The 20,968-nt window shown below is 49.6% G+C and carries 16 protein-coding genes; 6 read left to right on the top strand and 10 right to left on the bottom strand.

The window, feature by feature from the left end; translation table 11 throughout:
* Position 1: 1 nt before the first annotated feature.
* Together lptG and lptF are read right to left on the bottom strand one after the other, a co-directional pair.
* A complete protein-coding gene (gene lptG / locus G441_RS0108600) occupies positions 2 to 1,063 on the bottom strand; it encodes an LPS export ABC transporter permease LptG (RefSeq protein ID WP_026375975.1) in 1,062 nt (353 codons plus the stop codon).
* Positions 1,056 to 2,162 (bottom strand): LPS export ABC transporter permease LptF, encoded by a 1,107-nt coding sequence (lptF, locus tag G441_RS0108595; RefSeq protein WP_026375974.1) that lies wholly within the window; start codon positions 2,160 to 2,162, stop codon positions 1,056 to 1,058. The genes lptG and lptF overlap by 8 nt, the downstream gene beginning before the upstream one ends.
* A 256-nt stretch (positions 2,163 to 2,418) precedes the next feature.
* On the opposite strand from lptF, the gene pepA reads away from it, so the two are divergent.
* From pepA to G441_RS0108580, 3 genes are read left to right on the top strand one after another with little or no spacing between them, the layout of a single operon-like run.
* A complete protein-coding gene (pepA, locus tag G441_RS0108590; protein ID WP_026375973.1) occupies positions 2,419 to 3,924 on the top strand; it encodes a leucyl aminopeptidase in 1,506 nt (501 codons plus the stop codon).
* Positions 3,925 to 3,932: 8 nt separating this feature from the next.
* Positions 3,933 to 4,391 carry a DNA polymerase III subunit chi gene (locus G441_RS0108585; RefSeq protein WP_026375972.1) on the top strand — a complete coding sequence of 153 codons (459 nt, stop codon included), beginning with the start codon at positions 3,933 to 3,935 and terminating at the stop codon, positions 4,389 to 4,391.
* Positions 4,384 to 7,155, top strand: coding sequence for a valine--tRNA ligase (locus G441_RS0108580; RefSeq protein ID WP_026375971.1), 2,772 nt, complete (start codon positions 4,384 to 4,386; stop codon positions 7,153 to 7,155). Before G441_RS0108585 ends, G441_RS0108580 begins: the two co-directional genes overlap by 8 nt.
* 7 nt (positions 7,156 to 7,162) lie before the next feature.
* Here G441_RS0108580 and G441_RS0108575 read toward each other — a convergent pair whose 3' ends face one another.
* Positions 7,163 to 7,606, bottom strand: a complete 444-nt coding sequence (locus G441_RS0108575; protein WP_026375970.1) for an acyl-CoA thioesterase — start codon at positions 7,604 to 7,606, stop codon at positions 7,163 to 7,165.
* Positions 7,603 to 8,769, bottom strand: coding sequence for an iron-containing alcohol dehydrogenase (locus G441_RS0108570; protein WP_026375969.1), 1,167 nt, complete (start codon positions 8,767 to 8,769; stop codon positions 7,603 to 7,605). Before G441_RS0108570 ends, G441_RS0108575 begins: the two co-directional genes overlap by 4 nt.
* 124 nt (positions 8,770 to 8,893) lie before the next feature.
* On the opposite strand from G441_RS0108570, the gene G441_RS0108565 reads away from it, so the two are divergent.
* The gene (locus tag G441_RS0108565; protein WP_026375968.1) at positions 8,894 to 9,280 is read left to right on the top strand and encodes a hypothetical protein; all 387 of its coding nucleotides are present in this window, start codon (positions 8,894 to 8,896) and stop codon (positions 9,278 to 9,280) included.
* A 3-nt stretch (positions 9,281 to 9,283) separates the two neighbouring features.
* Here G441_RS0108565 and G441_RS0108560 read toward each other — a convergent pair whose 3' ends face one another.
* On the bottom strand, positions 9,284 to 10,831 hold the full coding sequence (locus G441_RS0108560) for a bifunctional GNAT family N-acetyltransferase/carbon-nitrogen hydrolase family protein (protein ID WP_026375967.1): 1,548 nt from the start codon (positions 10,829 to 10,831) through the stop codon (positions 9,284 to 9,286).
* 9 nt (positions 10,832 to 10,840) lie between these two features.
* A complete protein-coding gene (locus G441_RS0108555; protein WP_026375966.1) occupies positions 10,841 to 12,901 on the bottom strand; it encodes an amidohydrolase family protein in 2,061 nt (686 codons plus the stop codon).
* A gap of 137 nt (positions 12,902 to 13,038) precedes the next feature.
* Here G441_RS0108555 and G441_RS0108550 point away from each other — a divergent pair, with 137 nt between their 5' ends.
* Positions 13,039 to 13,896, top strand: a complete 858-nt coding sequence (locus G441_RS0108550) for an SPFH domain-containing protein (protein ID WP_026375965.1) — start codon at positions 13,039 to 13,041, stop codon at positions 13,894 to 13,896.
* Between the two features lie 24 nt (positions 13,897 to 13,920).
* Here G441_RS0108550 and G441_RS0108545 read toward each other — a convergent pair whose 3' ends face one another.
* Positions 13,921 to 14,841 (bottom strand): cation diffusion facilitator family transporter, encoded by a 921-nt coding sequence (locus tag G441_RS0108545; protein ID WP_026375964.1) that lies wholly within the window; start codon positions 14,839 to 14,841, stop codon positions 13,921 to 13,923.
* 203 nt (positions 14,842 to 15,044) lie between these two features.
* Here G441_RS0108545 and G441_RS0108540 point away from each other — a divergent pair, with 203 nt between their 5' ends.
* The gene (locus G441_RS0108540; RefSeq protein WP_026375963.1) at positions 15,045 to 16,211 is read left to right on the top strand and encodes a hydroxymethylglutaryl-CoA reductase; all 1,167 of its coding nucleotides are present in this window, start codon (positions 15,045 to 15,047) and stop codon (positions 16,209 to 16,211) included.
* A 44-nt stretch (positions 16,212 to 16,255) separates the two neighbouring features.
* Here G441_RS0108540 and G441_RS0108535 read toward each other — a convergent pair whose 3' ends face one another.
* The 3 genes from G441_RS0108535 to aceF form a co-directional block, all read right to left on the bottom strand.
* A complete protein-coding gene (locus tag G441_RS0108535) occupies positions 16,256 to 17,302 on the bottom strand; it encodes an NAD(P)-dependent alcohol dehydrogenase (protein WP_026375962.1) in 1,047 nt (348 codons plus the stop codon).
* A gap of 107 nt (positions 17,303 to 17,409) precedes the next feature.
* Positions 17,410 to 18,834, bottom strand: coding sequence for a dihydrolipoyl dehydrogenase (gene lpdA / locus G441_RS0108530; protein ID WP_034474723.1), 1,425 nt, complete (start codon positions 18,832 to 18,834; stop codon positions 17,410 to 17,412).
* A gap of 169 nt (positions 18,835 to 19,003) precedes the next feature.
* Complete coding sequence (gene aceF, locus G441_RS0108525) at positions 19,004 to 20,956, bottom strand: pyruvate dehydrogenase complex dihydrolipoyllysine-residue acetyltransferase (RefSeq protein WP_026375960.1); 1,953 nt, start codon at positions 20,954 to 20,956, stop codon at positions 19,004 to 19,006.
* Positions 20,957 to 20,968 lie beyond the last annotated feature (12 nt).

Raw genomic sequence — 20,968 nt, 5'->3', positions numbered from 1 at the left:
TCTAACGACGCAGTAAGTAGGCAGCAATACCTGCGAACACAACGCTTGGCAATAAGGCGCCAAACACGGGCGGGATCTGATAGACCAGACTCAGCGGGCCGAATACCTCATTGGCAATGTAAAAACCAAACCCGGTCAGTACCCCCATGATGACCCTGGCGCCCATGGTCACGCTACGCAGTGGTCCAAAAATAAATGACAATGCTACCAACAGCATCACACTCACGGTGACCGGTTGCAGAACCTTTCGCCACAGTGCCAGCTCGTACCGAGCTGGATCTTGCTGGTTATTCTTTAAATAGCGCACGTAATCCAACAGTCCTCTGATCGATAGCGCCTCGGGTTTTACTGCAACAATACCAAGCTTGTCTGGCGTGAGTGAGCTTAACCAGGAGTTCTGTTTTATCTGTTCACTGCGGATCTGCTGGTCATCAAAATAGGTGTACTGAACATCCTGCAGCTGCCACTGCTGTCCATCAAACAGTGCCTGGCGGGCGGAGAGAAGTTGCTCGAGTTTAAGTGCATCGTTAAAGCGATAAATATTCACTTCGTTGAGCTGGTCCTGATCAACAACTTCGCCAATACTGACAAAGTTATCGCCATCTTTTGCCCACACCAGCCGATCACCAGAAAACAGGCTACCGCCAGAAATGGCCTCGGTTCGAATTTCTTTGGCTTTGGTTTCGCTCACTGGCGTAACAAACTCGCCGATCGCCATTACCACCAGAATCATCACCACGGCTGACTTCATAGCTGATGTAATGATATTCCAGCGACTCAATCCGGCAGCCTGCATCACAGTCAATTCACTGTTATTCGCTAACACGCCCATGCCAATAAGTGCACCGAGTAACGTGGCCATGGGGAAGAATTGCTCCACTTCACGAGATAAGCTAAGTAGCACATAAATCCCTGCGATCATCATGTCGTAATCGCCCTGACCAACCTTTCTCAACTGATCGACGAATTTAATCAGCGCACTGAGGCCAACCAGCACCGTCAATGTCGTTAATACGGTGCCGATTAATGTGCGGGCGATGTAGAGATCGAGGATTTTAAACATTGCGTTTCCTGCTAAACAAGGCTCGGACACGCACACCCGTTTTACGATCTCTGGCAATCAGCGTTGTACCAATCAAAAGCATGACGATGTGCACCCACCATAGACCGAGTTGGCTGGGAACCTTGCCATCTTCAAGCACCCTGCGGCTGGCCAGTAATAGCAAAAAATACCCCATGTAGAGCAAAATGGCTGGAAACATTTTACCGAATCGCCCTTGTCTTGGATCCACCGCACTAAGTGGCACGGCAACCAGGATAAGAAAGGGAATGGATAAGGGGATAGCAATACGCCATTGCAGCTCAGCGATCGCTTCAATTGTGTCGTCACCCCACAGTTCTGATGTGGGGACAGCTTCCATTTTTCGGCGGTTTTCGGTGCCTGTCTGTTCACTGATTTGAATTCGGTATTCATCAAACTCAACCAGTTGGTAGTCACGCTTGCCCATTTCGCCTTCGTACTGAACACCGCCTTTAAGCACCAAAGTCTGTGCACCATTACTGTTCAGTTCAACTTCACCGCTCTGTGCATAGACAACATGGATATCCTGCTTAGTATCATCCGAACCGTATTGTGATAAGAACACTCGTTGCAGGTTGTTCTCGTCGCCAACCTCATGCGCGAAGATCACGGCCTTTTCATTTCCGGTCTGCTGAAATCTTCCTGGCACTAACGCAGCTAAGCCCGCCTCATTAGCGGCCTTTTCTCTAAGTTGGTACTCACTTTCTATAGCTAGCGGCGCGAGCCACATGGTGACACTGGCCGTCACTAGTCCCATCAACACAGCAAGCACCAGCATCACCCTGACCACGTACCACTCGCTAATGCCACAGGCTCGCATCACGGTCATTTCGCTGTCCACATATAATCTGCCATGGGCCAACATCACCCCCAGAAACAGGCTGATGGGCAAAACCAGTGACGCAAGTACCGGGCTATATAAGGCAATAAACCCCATCACCAGTCCGGCTGGGATATCACCATCCGTTGCGTCACCTAGTACCCGAACGAATCTCAGAGTGATAAAGATTGTCATTAAAATCAGAAAAACGGCGAGTTGGGATTTTAGCGTTTCTTTAAGCAAATAACGGAATATCAGCACGTTGTCACCGTCGTAAAAGTGGGGTTTTTCGTGGCAAGCTGCGAATTTTTAGGTAAACTTAGTGTTTTCACAAGTTTTGTTGCTGGTATCCGGTTTATTCAGGCACGTCAGGATCGACATTTCGTGACAAATTGTGCACGCACATCATGCACAGTAACAAAGCTCAATTAGAACATAATTCTAGCTCTTGGTTCGCTATATTGTCACCTACTTAACGAAACCGATGGCTGAATAAATAAGAAAAAGAGGTGAAATCGTGGAGTTTAGCGTTAAAAGTGGCAGCCCTGAGAAGCAGCGCAGCGCGTGTATTGTCGTTGGTGTATTTGAACCACGCCGTTTGACTGCCGTCGCTGAACAGCTTGATGACATCAGCGGTGGTTACATCAGCAATCTGCTGCGCAGGGGCGATCTGGAAGGAAAAGCCGGACAGATGCTGCTGCTACACCATGTGCCTAATGTGCTCAGCGAGCGTGTGCTACTGGTGGGCTGTGGAAAAGAGCGAGAACTCGACGAGCGACAGTATAAGCAAATCATCTCTAAAACCATTAAAACCCTGAACGAGACTGGCTCGATGGAAGCCGTTTGCTTTTTGACAGAATTACATGTCAAAGGCCGTGACACCTATTGGAAAGTGCGTCAGGCGGTAGAAAGCACGCAGGACAGTTTGTATACCTTCCTCAAGCTCAAGACCAAACGCGGCGAACCACGCAGACCGTTACGTAAGATGGTGTTTAATGTGCCCACCAGACGGGAGCTGTCAACCGGCGAACAAGCCATTGAGCATGGCCTGGCGGTCGCGCACGGCGTGCGTGTGGCCAAAGATGTTGCCAACATGCCACCGAACATCTGTAATCCAGCTTACTTGTTAGAACAGGCAAAAGAATTAGCCGAAAGTCATGACAGGATCACGGTTGAGGCAGTAGGCGAAAAGCAGATGGAAGAGCTCGGTATGCACAGTTACCTGGCGGTTGGCCGTGGCTCACACAATGAATCCATTATGTCAATTATTCACTATCGCGGTGCAGATAGTGAGCAGGCGCCCATCGTGTTAGTCGGGAAGGGGTTGACCTTTGATTCCGGCGGTATTTCTCTCAAACCTGGCGACGGCATGGACGAGATGAAATACGACATGGGCGGCGCTGCAGGCGTATTAGGCGTGATGAACTCGCTGGCCAAAATGAATCTGCCACTCAATGTTATCGGCGTACTAGCGGGCTGCGAGAACATGCCTGATGCTAATGCTTATCGCCCTGGCGATATTCTCACTACCATGTCAGGACAAACGGTTGAAGTGCTGAACACAGACGCAGAAGGGCGTTTAGTGCTATGTGACGCACTCACCTACGTCGAGCGCTTTGAGCCTGAAGCGGTCATAGATGTGGCCACACTTACCGGCGCGTGTGTGATTGCGCTAGGTAAGTACGCTTCTGGTGTGATGAGCACACACAATCCTCTGGCCCATGAGCTACTGAATGCCTCTGAGCAAAGCGGTGACAAAGCTTGGCGTCTGCCACTGTGGGATGAATATCAGGAGCAGATCGAAAGCCCGTTTGCGGATATGGCCAACATTGGCGGCCGCCCTGCGGGCACCATCACCGCTGCGTGCTTCCTGTCTCGATTCACCAAGAAATACAACTGGGCACACATGGACATTGCCGGCACAGCCTGGGTGAGTGGCAAAAACAAAGGTGCGACGGGCCGTCCGGTACCGATGTTGTCTCAGTTTTTGCTCAACAGAGCTGGCGTTAACACGGATAACTAGACGCACAAATGACAACTGTAACCTTCTATCAGCTCAATGAGGAGTCAGATAGAGAACCCGATCAGCAGTTAAGCGCCGTGTGCCATATTGCGGCTGCCTGGTACTCAGCGAAAAAACGCTGTGTGATATGGTGCGCCGATCAAGCAAGCGCTGAACATGTTGATGAATGGCTGTGGCAGTTACCGGCTGACCGATTCATTCCGCACAACCTGACTGGCGAGGGCCCGCAAGGTGGCGCGCCGGTGGAGCTGGCGTGGCAGCAGCAACATATCGGCAGGCCTTTTCTAATTAATATGGCTGCCAGTGTGCCGGAAAACATTACTCGTTATCAGCAGATAGCGGAATTTGTGCCTGCTGATGAACCAGGCAAACAGGCCGCCCGGCAACGTTATAAAGAATATCAACGAGCGGGATGTGACATGGCATTCATGCCCGTGAACAAGCTTTACGAGAAACACGATGGATAAAACTTTTAGTCCGCAAAATATTGAACAGCAGTGCTACCAGAACTGGGAAGACAGTGGTTACTTTCAGGCATCTGGAAAGGGTGAACCTTACTGTATCTTGCTACCGCCACCTAATGTGACAGGCAGTCTGCATATGGGGCACGCGTTTCAGCATACCATCATGGATGCACTGATCCGCTATCACCGTATGAAAGGCGATAACACCCTTTGGCAGTGTGGTACAGACCACGCCGGAATCGCCACGCAAATGGTAGTGGAGCGCCAGCTAAACGCCGAAGGTAAAACGCGCCATGACTTGGGGCGTGAGGCGTTTATCGAAAAGGTATGGGACTGGAAAGCTCAGTCCGGTGGCACGATCACATCGCAAATGCGCCGTATGGGGACCTCGCCAGACTGGCAGCGTGAAGCTTTCACGATGGACCCTGAACTCTCTGACGCTGTAAAAGAAGTGTTTGTTCAGCTGTACGACGAGGGGTTGATCTATCGCGGCCAGAGGTTGGTTAACTGGGATCCCGTTTTACATACCGCGGTATCTGATCTGGAAGTGCTAAACGAAGAAGAAGCCGGGCACATGTGGCATATGCGCTATCCACTAGCTGACGGCACCGGCGAGCTGGTAGTTGCCACCACGCGTCCGGAGACCATGCTGGGTGATACCGCCGTTGCAGTGCATCCAGACGATGAGCGTTACAAACATCTGGTGGGCAAGCAGATTAAGCTGCCGATTACTGGCCGACTGATCAATATAATTGCGGATGATTACGTGGATCCTGAGTTTGGCACCGGCTGTGTAAAAATCACCCCTGCCCATGACTTTAACGATTATGAGATCGGTAAACGCCACAATCTGGAAATGATTAACCTGTTCACACCCGACGCCAAGCTGAACGGAAATGCCCCGGAACAACTGCAGGGACTGGACAGATTCGACGCTCGTCAAAAAATTGTGGCGCAGCTGGACGCCGAAGGGTTTCTGGTAAAAATTGACGATCATAAATTAAAGGTACCCCGCGGCGATCGCAGCGGGGCGGTAATCGAACCTTACCTGACTGATCAATGGTATGTAGCGGTAGAATCGCTGGCCAAGCCCGCCATTGACGCTGTTGAAACTGGTGAGATCCGTTTCATTCCGGAGAACTGGAATAAAACTTATTACCAATGGATGTATAACATTCAGGACTGGTGTATCTCTCGTCAGCTATGGTGGGGACACCGTATTCCCGCATGGTATGACAGTAATGATAACGTCTATGTCGGACGGGATGAGGCTGAAGTGCGCGCCAAGCATCAATTGGGCGACGATGTTGTGTTACGCCAGGATGAAGACGTACTGGATACCTGGTTTTCCTCAGCACTATGGCCGTTCGCAACCTTAGGCTGGCCGAAAGAAACGCCAGAGTTAGACACCTTTGTGCCCAGTTCGGTATTGGTAACCGGCTTTGACATCATCTTCTTCTGGGTCGCCCGTATGATCATGATGACCAAGAAGTTTACCGGCAAAATCCCGTTTAAAGATATTTACATCACTGGCCTTATCCGCGATGAACACGGCGATAAGATGTCAAAGTCAAAGGGCAACGTGCTGGACCCTATCGACCTTATTGATGGCATTGATTTGGACGGCCTGCTAGCCAAACGCACTGCGGGAATGATGCAGCCACAGCTGGCAGAAAAGATAACCAAGCGGACTCGCAAGCAGTTCCCAGAAGGCATTGCCGCTTATGGTACAGATGCGCTGCGCTTCACCTTCGCAGCGATGGCGTCGACTAGCCGCGATATCAACTTTGATATGGGGCGCGTTGAAGGTTACCGGAACTTCTGCAATAAGCTATGGAACGCGTCGCGATTTGTACTCATGAACACCGAAGATCAGGATACAGGAGCGAACGGTGGCGAACTGGAACTGAGCCTGGCTGACCGCTGGATCTGGGCGCAGTTTCAACAGACGTTAGCAGAATTTGAAACCCATCTTAGTGAGTATCGCTTCGATCTTGCGTCCCATGCGGTTTATGAATTTACCTGGAACCAATTCTGCGACTGGTATCTGGAATTGTCCAAGCCGGTACTAAATTCTGATGCGAGTACAGATGCGCAGAAGCGTGGCACGCGTCATACGTTAGTCAACGTGCTGGAGAGCCTGTTGCGCCTGATGCACCCGATCATGCCGTTTATCACCGAAGAAATTTGGCAGCGAGTGGCGCCACTTTGCGGGATCCACGTAAAAGGTAGCAGCATCATGATACAGCCATTCCCGCAGGTAGATGCTACAAAGCAGGACAGCGATGTGTTGAAAGATATCGAGTGGCTGAAGAGCTTTATTGTCGGTATCCGCAACATTCGCGGTGAGATGGATATCTCCCCGAATAAACCCCTCAGTGTGCTGCTTCGCAATGTCTCTGCAGAAGATACGCGCAGGCTGGATATCAGTGCAGCGTTCTTGAGTAAATTGGCGAAGCTGGAAGGCGTATCGATTCTTCAGCCCGGTGATAAGGGGCCTGCATCGGCAACGGCGCTGGTCGGAGAAATGGAAATTCTTATCCCAATGGCCGGATTGATTGATAAGGATGCGGAACTCGCGCGCATCGGTAAAGCACTGGAAAAACTGGAAAAAGATATGTCCCGTACCCAGGGTAAACTGGCGAATGACAATTTTGTCAGTAAAGCGCCTGAGGCAGTTATCGACAAGGAAAAAGCCAAGCTTGCTGACATGCAAATGCAGTTCAGCAAACTCAAAGAGCAGCAGGAAACGATTTCTAATCTGTAACTGATGGCTAGTTTGTATAAGTGAGCAACGCACTCAGTGCGTTGCGCAGTAGGCCGTCTATCTTGACTGGACGACTGCTCTGGCGTTCGACAAAAACGTGAGTCATGTTGCCTACGGCACATGACTCTTGTTGCTCTGCTTTAAACAGCCCAACCTCATATGTCACCGCGCTGTTACCAAGGTGTTTTACCCTGACCCCTGCAAAAAGCTCATCGGGAAACGCGATGGGGGCAAAAAAGTTGCATTTTGATTCGACAATAAAGCCAACCACATTGCCGTGGTGAATATCCAGTCCGCCTTCAGCAATAAGATAGCGATTGATCACAGAGTCAAAGTAGGCGTAGTAGGTCACGTTATTGACGTGACCATAAATGTCGTTGTCGGCCCAGCGAGTTTGCACGGGAAAAAAGACACTGAACTCATTTCGACTTAGCGGCACGGGTTTACTCATACAGCCTCTCCACGCAGCGCCTGTGTGTAGATGGTTTTAGCATCGTCCAATGCAATATCCCGGGGGTTATTGACCAGCAGTCGGGTCTGTAACATAGCATCACTTGCCAGGATATCGATGTCCTTCTCTGTCACCCCACACTGTTCTAACGTCTGTGGCAGTGACAGTTTTCCTGACAATGTGTAGAAGTATTCAGCCAGTGCTATGCCAGCTTGCGCCTGACCACAGGTAATACCCACAACCTCGGCAATACGCTGATAGTCAGCATGCGCTGCTGATGCGTTAAATTTAAGTACGTGGGGCAGTACCAGCGCATTACTCAACCCATGCGGGATGTGAAAGTGCCCGCCAAGTGGATAGGCGAGGGCGTGCACACCCGCCACGGGGGCGTTGGCAAATGCCTGACCCGCAATAAATGCACCGAGTAACATGTCCTGCCGGGCGGTCAAATTATCAGGCTCATTGCAGGCTGTCTCTATATTTCTGGATAGTAAGCCAAGCGCCTGAATAGCCAGCATATCGGAATAAGGGTTTCGTTTAATCTTACTGGTTATCGCTTCGATAGCATGGACCATGGCATCGATACCGGTTGCCGCAGTTACATGTTTTGGTAAACCGGCAGTGAGTGTGGCATCCAGAATGGCTACGTCTGGCAATAATGTTGAAGATACCACGCCTGCTTTGGTCGTCTCGCCGGTGGTGATCACGGCAACCGGTGTTGCTTCAGAGCCCGTTCCCGCAGTGGTCGGGATCAGCACTAATGGCAATCGCTGGCCTTTTACGCAATCAACGCCATACATGTCTTGCAGGCTCTGTTGATTTTCCGGTTGTTGCTGGCAGGCAAGACGGGCAATGACCTTTGCCGTATCCAGTGAACTACCACCGCCAAAACCAATAATGCCATCGGCCTGATGTGTCTCGGCAACTGCAGCCGCACGTAACACAATCTCTTCCGGAGGATCGGCAACGACATCGGCAAATACCTCTACATCCAAATTTACCGCAGCATAAAGTTGATCGAGCAGACCTGCCGACACGATGCCCTGGTCGGTGACAATCAGCGGACGTGTGACGCTCAGTGAATTGAGCTCATCATTGATTTGCGCGAGGGTTCCCTCTCCACACAGCACTTTATGAACAGTTGTAAATGCAAAATTGGACATATGTACTACCTTAAAGGTAAGCGAACACCTGAATATCGTAACTGAGTATGGAGCAAACGGGTATTCTGATTAACAATGCAACAACATTCACATTTTTGATATTTTATTTGACTGGATAAAGGACATGTCTGTCGGTCTAGAATTTAACGGAAGTCATCTCACAGTGACGTATCCGAGTTACATTACACTCGTTGATATTCTGACGGTTTATGGTGATTTGGCGATCGATGCACGGTTTATGCAGGTGCGTAAAATGCTTATCGATTGTTCTCACGTAAGACGCTTCATCATCGATGAAGGTGGGATAAAAACATTTGCGGAATCTTCACGTCTTGTCGCAGGAAGTCAAGGCAATAAACCGCTCGATATTGCTATTATTTCGCTCGATCAGGGTGTGACAAAAAAAATACAAGCCATGCTGGATGCGGGAGCTGACAAACCGCATCCTTGGCAACGAAAATTATTCACATCGCGGGATTCAGCCATGGCATGGCTGAATAATCCCGCGTAGATATTAATCATCTCCGGTCCAAGTAATCTTATAAAGATCTCGTCGCCGGTCCAGAAAGTTGCGTACAGAGCCTTCGTTTTGCAGTTTCTGTAGCTTCTCCATATCAACATCGACAATCAGCGTCATTTCCGTGTTGGGTGTGGTTTCCGCCATGATCGCGTCGTGTGGGAAGGCAAAATCAGACGGCGAAAATACCGCAGTCTGACCGTATTGAATATCCACATTATCCACTTTGGGTAAGTTACCAATGCTGCCAGCGATAGCGACATAGCACTCGTTTTCAATGGCGCGCGCCTGTGCGCAGCGCCTGACGCGCAGATAACCATTTTTGGTATCAGTCCAGAACGGCACAAACAGGATCTGCATTTCTTTTTCACTCAGGATCCTGGCCAGCTCCGGAAATTCAACGTCGTAGCAAATTAAAATACCGATGCGACCAAAGTCAGTATCAAACAAGGTCAGCTTGTCGCCGCCTTTCATGATCCAGTCTTTTTTCTCATGTGGGGTAGGGTGCAGCTTATACTGACTATCGATAGTGCCATCGCGACGACATAAGTAAGCCACGTTGAACAGCTGACCATCTTCAATTAAGGGCATAGAGCCAGCAATAATGTTGATGTTATAACTGACCGCCAATGATGACATCTCAGTGACGATTTTCTCGGTATAGGTTGCCAGATGGCGTATTGCTTCCAGTGATGACGTCTGGTCGCACAGACCCATTAGCGGGGCGTTGAAAAACTCTGGAAACAGGGCAACATCACTGCGGTAGTCAGACAGCGCATCGACAAAATACTCGGCCTGTTGCAACAGTTCTTCAACACTGTGCATCTCACGCATTTGCCACTGCACACAGCCGATACGAACGGTGTCTTTTTTGGCACCAAACAGTTTGGCCTTTTTCGGATCAAAATAGATATTAAACCACTGTAAAAGCGTCGCATAACCGCTGGATTGTTTATCCTCGGGCAAGTACGCTTTCAGAACCCGACGTACTTCAAAGTCGTTGGATAACTGGAAGGTTAATATGGGATCGTAAAGCTCTTTACGTTTGACCGCCTCAATGTACTGCTGCGGCGACATTTTATCTTTGTGCTTTTCATAATACGGGATCCGTCCGCCAGCGATGATAGCCCTGAGGTTCAGACTTTCACATAGCTCTTTGCGCGCGTCGTAGAGCCGGCGACCCAGCCTCAGGTTACGGTATTCGGGATCGACAAACACATCGACACCATAAAGCACATCGCCATTCGGATCGTGGGTGGTAAAGTAGGCGTCGCCGGTGATTTCATCATAAGTATGATCATCGCCAAACTTATTGTAGTCCAACACGACCGAGAAGGCGCCCGCGACAACGCTGCCATTGTCTTCAATGCAAATCTGACCTTCTGGAAATACCTTGAGCATGGCCTGATATTCTCGTTTGGTAAACGCGCCCCCCAGCGATGAATACACCGAGTCCATTATGCGTTTGACGTCATCATAGTCTGACGGTTTGAGATTGCGTAAGCGTAACCTGACGTCGCTGAGATTGTCTGATTCAGTTGACATACACTTCCTCTAGTTATTGATTATCGATGGAGCACGGGTAAATGGCTGAATACCAAACTCCGGATAGACTTCTGATGGGAAGAATATTCTTCCACCAAAAGACACCATTGAGGGGGTTTTAATGGCCTTGATATCTGCCGTAGGATCGCCGGATATCAAGAAAAAGTCGGCTAATTTGCCCGCTTCAATGCTTCCCAGGTCATCACCATAGCCCAGATAGTTCGCCATATCATAAGAGCCGCGACGCACCGCTTGTGCTGGTGACATACCGATTTGGGTAAAGAGTTCAAGTTCACGATGAAGCTCAAATGCGCCGCCTAAATCTGTCCCTGGTACGATAAAGATACCGCGCTTGTGCATCATTGACAGGGTCTGGAGAACCTTTTCAAATGCCGCCTTGTATTCCTTGTCTTCATTTTCATCGGCGACGTTCAACAACGCTACTTTGGCGCTGCGCTGCACGCTGATAGGCATGTTGTTGATGTAATCACGCATGCCTGCCCGTGTTTCTCCGTTTCTGGCGGTCAGCCCGAATTCGTGGATCACAATGGTCGGATCAACGGCGATGTTTCTTTCACTCATCAGTTTGATGGTGCTCTGTACTTTTTCAGATTGTAAGTCCAAATCGGCAAAGCGCTTCATGCCCGTGATCCTGAATAAGGTACGGGTGTCTTCAGACCTGTCCAATACCCAGCTAAGCATGACCTGATTGATATGCGTCACTTCATCGTAGCCCGCGTAGATCATTTCATCTACGGTGGAAAAGGCTGGTACATGTCCCATTACTTTAAGGCCAAGCTTATGGGCCTCTTGTGCCATCGCTGGTACCCATTCACCATTGACCGAGCTGTATATCTTAATCTGCTTATAGCCATCCATAGCTGCGTATTCGCGCACCAACTCCAGCGCGCGTTCTTCAGAGTCCGCCATTTCGCCAGTGGCATTGCTAAATTTGCTGACGCCCTCAATAAAGCCGCTACGGGTGATACGCGGACCAATCAGTACACCACTTTCGATGTTATTAACCAGGGTTTCGATTACGTCAATTTCGTTACCCATGTCTCTGACCGATGTGACACCTGCAATTACATTAAGCAAGGCCCGATTGTCGCTCATATGACCATGCATTTCGAATAGGCCCGGCACCAGCGTGCCGCCAGCACCGTCAATGATAACCTCGTCGCTACTGAAATCTGTGACCGGGGCATCAACGGAGACAATACGGTCACCCTGCACGACAACTGAGCTTAACGATGTGAGTGCCAGTGCTTCCGGTTCAAACAGTCGCACATTGTTAATACGAACTGGCTTGTCAAAACTGTGGGTCACACGCTCGGCAATATCCTTAAAACGCGATGCGTTGAGTTCAGTGGCGATCTGTCTAAGATCGGCATCGGCCGATTCAAAACCGTCACGGATAAGGGTAAAGCGTGGTGACAACAGCGCCATCAATTGGTTGTCTTCGTTCAGTGCCAGATATGTTGGATCAAGCGCAATACCGCCTAATGCAACGATACGTGCTGGCACATTGTTTTGTGTAGTGTTGAACGTGTAATCAGCCACCTTGCTCAAGGTCATCTGCCCTGCAGGCAGCGCGGGTAGGGTGTCATTTTCGCCTTTTAATATGGCGTTGACGTAAAGGTAGCTGGAGTAAGGGCTGGCGTTTTGAGCAACATACATTTTGCCGGTAGCACCGCCTTCACTGCCTTTTCCTGCCGCGGATGTCCAACTCGCGATATCACCATCAACGCTGAATTGCTCATCGACAGCATTGCCAAATGTGGTCTTGCCGTTTATTTGCCACTGAGTAGGAATGCCTTGGGTAGTCAAGGTTAATGACTCCTGACTGCTGGCACCCCGTCCGTTGTTCTCAAACCCATAGTCGATAGACAGTTGTTGCGCCGAGCCTGATACCGTCAATTGTCCTACTTTTGTACCGCCGAACAACACAGAAAACGATTCCTGCACAGCAGGCTCTGGCGGCGTTGTGGCATCGCTTGGTTGTTGCGGTGCTTGCGTGCACGCTGTTGCGAGTAACAGCGTGCTTAAAAGGATAAGTAATCTCGTCATTGTTTTCGTTTCATAGGTGTTTTGCCCAGTATTGCACAGAGTAGCGCTCAGATAATCCACCAAGATTAAAAATTTGCGCAATCGTTCTCGCTGCACTAGAAAGGAAGCAATGTATCATTTATTGAGGAGTCCATATGATCAGTGAAACACGGGGATTTTCGATCAACGGTTATCTGGCCTTTTTTGTGTTGCTACCAGTCGCAACGTTTTTGACTGGCCGGATGTTCTTTACCAGCACGGTGCCAGCAATAGGTGGTATTTTGTTTTTATTGGTCTTGATCTGCTGGGCGGGCTTTTTCATGGTGCAGCCTAATCAGGGCAAAGTACTGACGTTGTTTGGTGCCTATGTGGGTACTGAAAAGCGCACAGGCCTGCGTTGGACCATTCCGTTTTTTATGCGGCGTACTATTTCCCTGCGTATCCGTAATTTTGAAAGCGCCAAAATCAAGGTCAACGATAATCAGGGCAACCCAATTGAAATTGCCACCATCGTGGTATGGTCGGTGACTGACACTGCTGAGGCAGTGTTTGAAGTAGATGACTATGAGAGCTATGTCACCATACAGAGTGAATCAGCGCTGCGTAATCTGGCCAGCAGTTATCCTTACGATCCCCGCGATGACCTGGAATCTGAAGTTGCGCTACGTAGTCATCCGGTCGAAATATCAGAAAAGTTAAAACAGGAAATACAGGAACGATTGGGTAAGGCCGGCATTACCGTTCATGAGGCCCGTATCAGCCACCTTGCTTATGCGCATGAAATCGCCAGTGCCATGCTTCAACGTCAACAGGCGGCGGCGATTATTGCGGCTCGCAGCAAAATTGTTGAGGGCGCGGTCAGCATGGTGGAAATGGCATTGGAGAGACTTCAGCAGCAAGGGGTAGTTGAACTGGATAAAGAACAAAAGGCACGAATGGTAAGTAATCTCTTAGTGGTATTATGTGGCGACAAAGCGGCACAGCCGGTAGTCAATACCGGCAGTATATCCCAATGAGATGACTGCCGGTTGACGCTGATATTATTCTGCGAGTTCTGGATCTCGAATAAATAATATGTCCATAATGATGGCAGGATCCCAGGCTCGCATCTCAGCTTCGCATTGTATTCGGATGTCATCTAAGTCACTCACAGTGGCGAAACGGAATGAATCATCGACGATGATGTGAACCAGCAAATAAACGTCTCTTCCACGCTTACTTATTCTCACTTCGACATGCTCATAAGGCACATCGACAAGTGTTTTTTTCAGTTTTTTCTCTATGACCCTGGACACTGACTCTGGTGGTGCTTTATTGATCACTTCATTAAGACTGTCGAGCAGAATTCTGCCTGGAATTGGCAACATAGCGACGCCAAGAACGATCAGTAAAACTGGATCGACATAAGGTGCGTAATGAGCGAAGGCAGTGTGTTGTATTCCATAAGCCAAAGCAAAGGCACACAAAATAGATGCACTTAATACGCCATCTATAAACCAGGTGCGTGAATCAACGGCAATCAAATCTGAGCGAATATTTTTACTCTTCAATTTCATGTAAATCGAAATACCAAAACATCCTAACGTTGCTACCACGCCATAAATGAGACCTACATCATATTCAGCAGAGCTTCCGCCGGATAGGAGAGTGTTGATGGATGAGGTGACCGCATACAGACACATCACAATAATAATGATCGACTTAAACATATTCAGAGTGGGTTCGATGGCTGTGTAGCCAAAGTGGAACCGATCATCATCTGGACGCTGAACTAGGTTCGCCACTTTCAATGTGAGTAACGCAATGAGAAATGCGATTAGCGAATATATCGCGTCAAATAGAATGGCATCAGAATGGGTGGCAAACGCAAAGCTAAATGCTACCAAAACGAACAGGCTGGCTATCAAAAGTGAAAGCGATAACAGGCGCTTTTCCTGTAACTCAAAAAAGCCGATATTCATACAGAATTGAGTGAATTTTAAACGGCGCGATTGTACGCCTCTTTTTCGATTTGCCTAGTAGCTGAAAAAAATATTTCTTATTGATTAAAAATGCATATCAGTTGCTGTCTTTCTTTTGTAATACATGTCTATCACTACTATTCATTTCTCATCTGGCTGGTGGCCGCATAAACTGATTAAAAACTGACTAATGAGGTGATGTTGTGGCCAGAATACCAAGAGACAAAAACAACGATTACTCGCTCGATATGGCGAAGCAGAGGCGTACGTTTATTGAACAGCAAACCGGCGCGTCGCTTGAGCATGTTGGACATTTTTCTGTCCCGCCTGAGTCATTGTCAGGCAACATTGAGAACTTTACTGGCGTAGCGCAGGTGCCTATCGGTTTCGCTGGGCCAATGCTAGTGAACGGTGAACTAGCTCAGGGCGAATTCTATGTACCCATGGCAACTACAGAAGGCACGCTGGTCGCGAGTTACTCCAGAGGTATGCGTCTGACCCGTGAGTGCGGTGGTATTACCACGACAGTGCTTGACGATGCGATGCAACGCGCGCCTATGTTCTCATTTAAAAGCGCCAGAGAGTCCAGACAGTTTGGTCAGTGGATAGAGCAGAATATGGATGCCATTCGCGCTGCTGCTGAGTCCACGACAAGCGTTGGCAAGCTGACCAACATTGAGCAATACGCAGCGTCTAAATTACGCTGGCTGCGATTTAACTATCAGTGTGGCGATGCAGCCGGTCAGAACATGGTGAGCAAAGCGACGCGCGCCGCATGCGAATGGATAGTGGGTCAGAAGCCGGAAGGCCTGGAGCACTTTGTGCTTGCGGCCAATATGGATACCGATAAAAAACATTCTCACCTTAATTCGTTGCATACACGCGGTAAGCGAGTCGTGGCAGAGATCACGTTAAATAAAAACTTGATGACGGAAATCATGCATTGTTCGCCAGAAGCGCTTTTCCGTCAGCGCCAGTACTCGAATATGGGCGCGATAATGGCAAACAGCGTCAGTAATGGCGCGCACTTTGCCAATGGTATCACCGCCTTGTTCATTGCCTGTGGCCAGGATGTTGCAAACGTTGCAGAGTCGTCAGCGGGGTATACCTTTGGTGAGATCCTGCCAAACGGTGACTACTATTTCTCAGTGACCATTCCCTCATTGGTGGTCGCCACTTACGGCGGTGGAACCGGGTTAGCATCACAAGGCGAGTGCCTGAAAGTATTAGGCTGTGATGGTAAAGGTAAGGTCAATAAGTTTGCTGAGATAGTCGCGGCAACTGTGTTATGTGGTGAACTTTCGCTAGCTTCCGCAGTTGTGGCAGATGAATGGGTATCAAGTCACGAACGTTTAGGGCGCAACCGCTAGTGGTTTGATGGCTGGCCCCCGGTCAACAGGGGCCAGCAATAGCGTTACAATGACAGTGACGCCATATCAATGACAAAGCGATGTGCAATATCACCTTTCTTGAGGTGTGCGTACGCGTCGTTTATTTCATCGGCGTTGATCATCTGACACTCAGGGTGAATGTTGTGCTCAGCGCAAAAATCCAATACTTCCTGCGTTTCTTTAATACCACCAATAAGTGAACCTGCGACCCGACGTCGGCCCATGATTAATGGAATGGTCATCGACTCTTCGAGCGGGCCAACCTGACCCACAATAACCAGGGTGCCATCGATATCCAGCAGCGGAGTATAAGTATCGACATTGTGCTTGACGGGCACGGTGTCCAGGATCAGGTCAAATGAGGCCGTCGCCTTTTTCATTGCTTCAGCATCGGTTGACACCAACATTCCTGTCGCACCGCTACTTTTTGCTTCTTCGGCTTTGGCATTAGAACGGCTGATAACGGTTACCTCAGCGCCCATAGCGGCAGCCAGTTTAACAGCCATATGGCCCAAACCGCCCAGACCTATTACGCCAACGCGAGAGCCTTGTTTAACGTTCCAGGTTTTCAAAGGTGAATAGGTGGTAATGCCAGCACACAGAATCGGTGCAACCCGGGGCATGTCAAGGGCGTCTGGTACACGTAAGACAAACTCTTCTCGCACAACAATGTGCTTAGAATAACCACCCTGGGTGATTTCGCCACTGATACGGTCAGGTGCCCCATAGGTTGGCGTCATACCATTGCGACAGTACTGCTCTTCATGATTATGACACTGGTCGCATTGCTGACAGCTATCTACCATACAGCCTACTGCAACCTTGTCACCCACCTTGTAGCCCGTTACATCAGGCCCGGTTTCAATCACCTGACCAACAATTTCATGGCCTGGTACCAGTGGATAAGGCTGCGGGCCCCAGTCGCCATTTACCGTGTGTAAATCAGAGTGACAAATGCCGCTGTAAAGGATCTCAATGGCAACATCGTTATTTCGCAAAGCGCGACGTTCAAAATGATAGGGCACCATATGTGCGTCAGAGGAATGTGCTGCATAACCTATTGTTTTCATTGGTGTCTCCATTTGAGTTATGTGAGATGTAGGGATGAGTAGCTAAGTGTATACCCGTATAAACGAAAAAGGGGCCATTAATTGGCCCCTGCTGTACATGAAATACGTTATTTCTTTTTCTTGGCTTTCGGGTTAGGCAAGTCGGTAATGCTGCCTTCAAAAATTTCCGACGCCAGACCGATAGATTCATTCAATGTGGGGTGCGCGTGAATGGTCAGTGCAATATCTTCGGCATCTGCGCCCATCTCGATCGCCAGACCAATTTCGCCCAGCATCTCACCGGCGTTGGTGCCAACCATTGCGCCACCGATGACGCGACCACTGTCTTTATCAAACAGCATTTTGGTCATACCGTTGGTGGCATCTGATGCGATTGCGCGACCAGAGGCTGACCACGGGAATACCGCTGCCTCGTAATTGATGCCTTGTTCTTTGGCTTCTTTTTCGGTCAGTCCAACCCAGGCAACTTCTGGCTCAGTGTAAGCAACTGAAGGAATGCAACGTGGGTCAAAGTAATGCTTCTTACCAGCGATGACTTCAGCCGCGACATGGCCTTCATGTACAGCTTTGTGGGCCAGCATAGGCTGACCGACCAGATCACCAATTGCGAAGATATGGCTGACGTTAGTGCGCATTTGCTTATCAACATTGATGAAGCCACGCTCGTCAACGGTCACACCTGCTTTATCGGCGTCAATCAGCGAACCGTTTGGACGACGTCCGACTGCGACCAGAACTTTGTCATATTTGACAGGTTCTGCCGGGGCCTGCTTACCTTCAAAGCTGACATACAGGCCATCGTCTTTGGCTTCAATTGCGGTGACTTTCGTCTCCAGCATGACATTGAATTTGTCTTTCATCGTTTTGGTGTAGACCTTCACGATGTCTTTATCCGCTGCTGGAATAAGCTGATCGAGGAACTCAACGACGTCAATCTGGGCGCCTAGCGCCTGATATACCGTACCCATTTCGAGGCCGATAATACCTCCGCCCAGTACCAGCATTTTTTCTGGGATACTGTCCATTTCCAGGGCGCCGGTGGAGTCAATTACGCGCGGATCGTCGTGTGGAATGAACGGCAGGGTGACAGGTTCAGAGCCTGCGGCAATAATGGCGTTGTCAAAGGTAATGGTGGTTTTACCTTCTTTGCCATCAACTTCCAGGGTGTTAGAGCCAGTAAATTTACCGTAACCCTGTACGTGCTTGACCTTGCGCATTTTGGACATGCCTGACAGGCCTTTCGTCAGCTGGCCGACAACGCTGTCTTTGTAACTACGCAGCTTATCAAGATCAATTTGAGGTTCGCCAAACGAAACACCATGAGCGGCTAATTCTTTCGCTTCTTTGATTACTTTAGCAACGTGCAGCAATGCTTTGGATGGAATACATCCAACATTCAGACATACACCACCAAGCGTTTCACGTGCATCAACAATCACAGTGTCAATGCCCAAATCCGCCGCACGGAAGGCCGCAGAATAGCCACCAGGACCCGCACCGAGTACCACCAGCTGGGTTTTTATTTCGCTCATTATGACCTCAATCCAAGTTAATCGATATTACGTTCGTTTTTGACCCGCCGAATTCTACCTAGCTCGACCTGCTGGCGCAAACCTGCAGGCACGCGGGTCGACCGTTATTTATCCTGTTCCGCAAACAGAACATGACACCCATTATGCATTGACATAATGGGTGTGAGTGTTACAGCAGCATTTCGCGCAAATCACCAAGCACGTTCTTCAAATGCACAGCAAAGCGCGCAGCGACAGCACCGTCAATAACCCTGTGGTCGTATGACAGTGACAGCGGCAACATCAACCGTGGCTCGAACTCCTTGCCGTTCCACTTCGGTTTCATTTCGCTTTTTGATACACCTAAGATGGCGACGTCTGGCGCATTTACAATAGGCGTAAAGGCTGTGCCGCCAATGCCACCCAAACTTGATATGGTGAAACAGCTACCCTGCATATCTGCCGCTTTTAATTTGCCGTCCCGGGCTTTGACACTGATTTCCATCAATTCCTTGGACAGTTCCAGTATGCCTTTTTTGTCAACATCTCTGACAACAGGCACAACAAGGCCTCCCGGAGTGTCCACGGCAATACCGATGTGATAATACTTTTTCTGGATCAGACTCTCGCCCGACTCAGACAAAGACGTATTAAACACCGGATAAGCTTTCAGTGCGTCTGCGACCGCTTTCATCATAAACACTAACGGCGTGATTTTAACGCCAAGCTTGCGTTTCTCCGCGATAGCATTCTGGTCTTTGCGGAAGCTTTCCAAATCGGTAATGTCCGCTTCTTCAAACTGCGTGACGTGTGGGATGGTTACCCAGTTGCGATGCAGGTTAGGTCCAGAAATTTTTTGAATGCGTGTTAATGGGACCTCTTCGACCTCACCAAACTTGCTGAAATCTACTTTTGGCGGCGGTATCACCTGCAGCCCACCTTCACCTGACGCTACCGCTCCGGCTCTGGCCTTGGGACGTGACAGTTCATACTTCACATACGATTGTACATCTTCTTTAAGAATGCGGTTTTTCGGACCTGAGCCGTTCACTTGAGCCAGATCAACACCGAATTCTCTTGCCAGTCTACGCACTGACGGTGAGGCATGGACCTTGCCGCTGCGCGCTTTTTCTCCGGCAGATGGGTGATGCGGCACAGGAGGGGGCTTGGCTGCTGCCGCCGGTGCTGCCGATGGAGCAGGTGCTGGAGCAGGAGTAGGCGTGGGCGCAGCATCGCTGGATGACGCGCCATCTTGCTGTCCTGCGACTTCCAGCATAAGCACCAGTGAACCTTTTGATACTTTATCGCCAACGCTGACTTTCAGCTCCTTGACGGTACCCGCTTGCGGCGAGGGGACGTCCATTGTTGCCTTATCTGTCTCCAGCGTAATTAATCCGCTTTCCTGCTCAACCTTATCGCCTGCGGCTACCAGTACCTCAATAACGTCGACATCGGTTTCATCGCCGATATCAGGCACGGTGACTTCAATAACCTGACTTTGGGCATCGGATGATGTTGATGGTGCCGGGCTAGGTGATGGCGCGGGCGCCTCGCTTGAAGCGGACGCATCAGAACTTGCTGAACCGCCTTCCAATACCAATACCAGCGAGCCCTCTGATACCTTATCGCCAACGCTGACCTTTAATTCTTTTACTTTGCCCTTAGCGGGTGAAGGGACATCCATGGTGGCTTTGTCTGTTTCCAAAGTGATTAAGCCAGTCTCAACATCCACGTCGTCCCCCACAGCGACGAGCACCTCAATAACTTCAACGTCTTTCTCATCACCGATATCAGGTACCTTAACCTCAACAGTGTCAGTTTCACTGTCTGAGGAAGAAGCAGGTGACGGTGCGGGTGCTTCAGTGGGTTGCTCATCTGCAGCGTCGTCACCGCCGCTGTCGGCTTCGCCAACTTCAATAAGTGCTAGCAGGCTGTCCTGGCTGACTTTATCACCCACGCTTACCTTAAGTTCTTTCACTACGCCGGAAAACGGCGCAGGGATATCCATGCTGGCTTTGTCACTTTCTACCGTAACCAGCGCATCTTCTGCTTCAACAGTGTCGCCGGGCGACACGCATAGTTCGATCACTTCGACTTCTTCGCCACCTACATCGGGGACCAGTACATCTTTAATCTCTGACATGATTACTCTCTC

This window comes from Aestuariibacter salexigens DSM 15300 (assembly GCF_000429145.1).
Taxonomy (GTDB): Bacteria; Pseudomonadota; Gammaproteobacteria; order Enterobacterales; family Alteromonadaceae; genus Aestuariibacter; species Aestuariibacter salexigens.
Note: the sequence above shows the minus strand (reverse complement) of the source record. Positions and strands in the feature narration are given on the sequence as shown.

Bases quoted from the DNA above. Each gene is read 5' to 3' on its own strand.
- lptG (WP_026375975.1), bottom strand. From the start codon at position 1,063: ATGTTTAAAATCCTCGATCTCTACATCGCCCGCACATTAATCGGCACC.
- G441_RS0108585 (WP_026375972.1), top strand. From the start codon at position 3,933: ATGACAACTGTAACCTTCTATCAGCTCAATGAGGAGTCAGATAGAGAA.
- G441_RS0108580 (WP_026375971.1), top strand. From the start codon at position 4,384: ATGGATAAAACTTTTAGTCCGCAAAATATTGAACAGCAGTGCTACCAG.
- G441_RS0108575 (WP_026375970.1), bottom strand. From the start codon at position 7,606: ATGAGTAAACCCGTGCCGCTAAGTCGAAATGAGTTCAGTGTCTTTTTT.
- G441_RS0108570 (WP_026375969.1), bottom strand. From the start codon at position 8,769: ATGTCCAATTTTGCATTTACAACTGTTCATAAAGTGCTGTGTGGAGAG.
- G441_RS0108565 (WP_026375968.1), top strand. From the start codon at position 8,894: ATGTCTGTCGGTCTAGAATTTAACGGAAGTCATCTCACAGTGACGTAT.
- G441_RS0108560 (WP_026375967.1), bottom strand. From the start codon at position 10,831: ATGTCAACTGAATCAGACAATCTCAGCGACGTCAGGTTACGCTTACGC.
- G441_RS0108555 (WP_026375966.1), bottom strand. From the start codon at position 12,901: ATGACGAGATTACTTATCCTTTTAAGCACGCTGTTACTCGCAACAGCG.
- G441_RS0108545 (WP_026375964.1), bottom strand. From the start codon at position 14,841: ATGAATATCGGCTTTTTTGAGTTACAGGAAAAGCGCCTGTTATCGCTT.
- G441_RS0108535 (WP_026375962.1), bottom strand. From the start codon at position 17,302: ATGAAAACAATAGGTTATGCAGCACATTCCTCTGACGCACATATGGTG.
- lpdA (WP_034474723.1), bottom strand. From the start codon at position 18,834: ATGAGCGAAATAAAAACCCAGCTGGTGGTACTCGGTGCGGGTCCTGGT.
- aceF (WP_026375960.1), bottom strand. From the start codon at position 20,956: ATGTCAGAGATTAAAGATGTACTGGTCCCCGATGTAGGTGGCGAAGAA.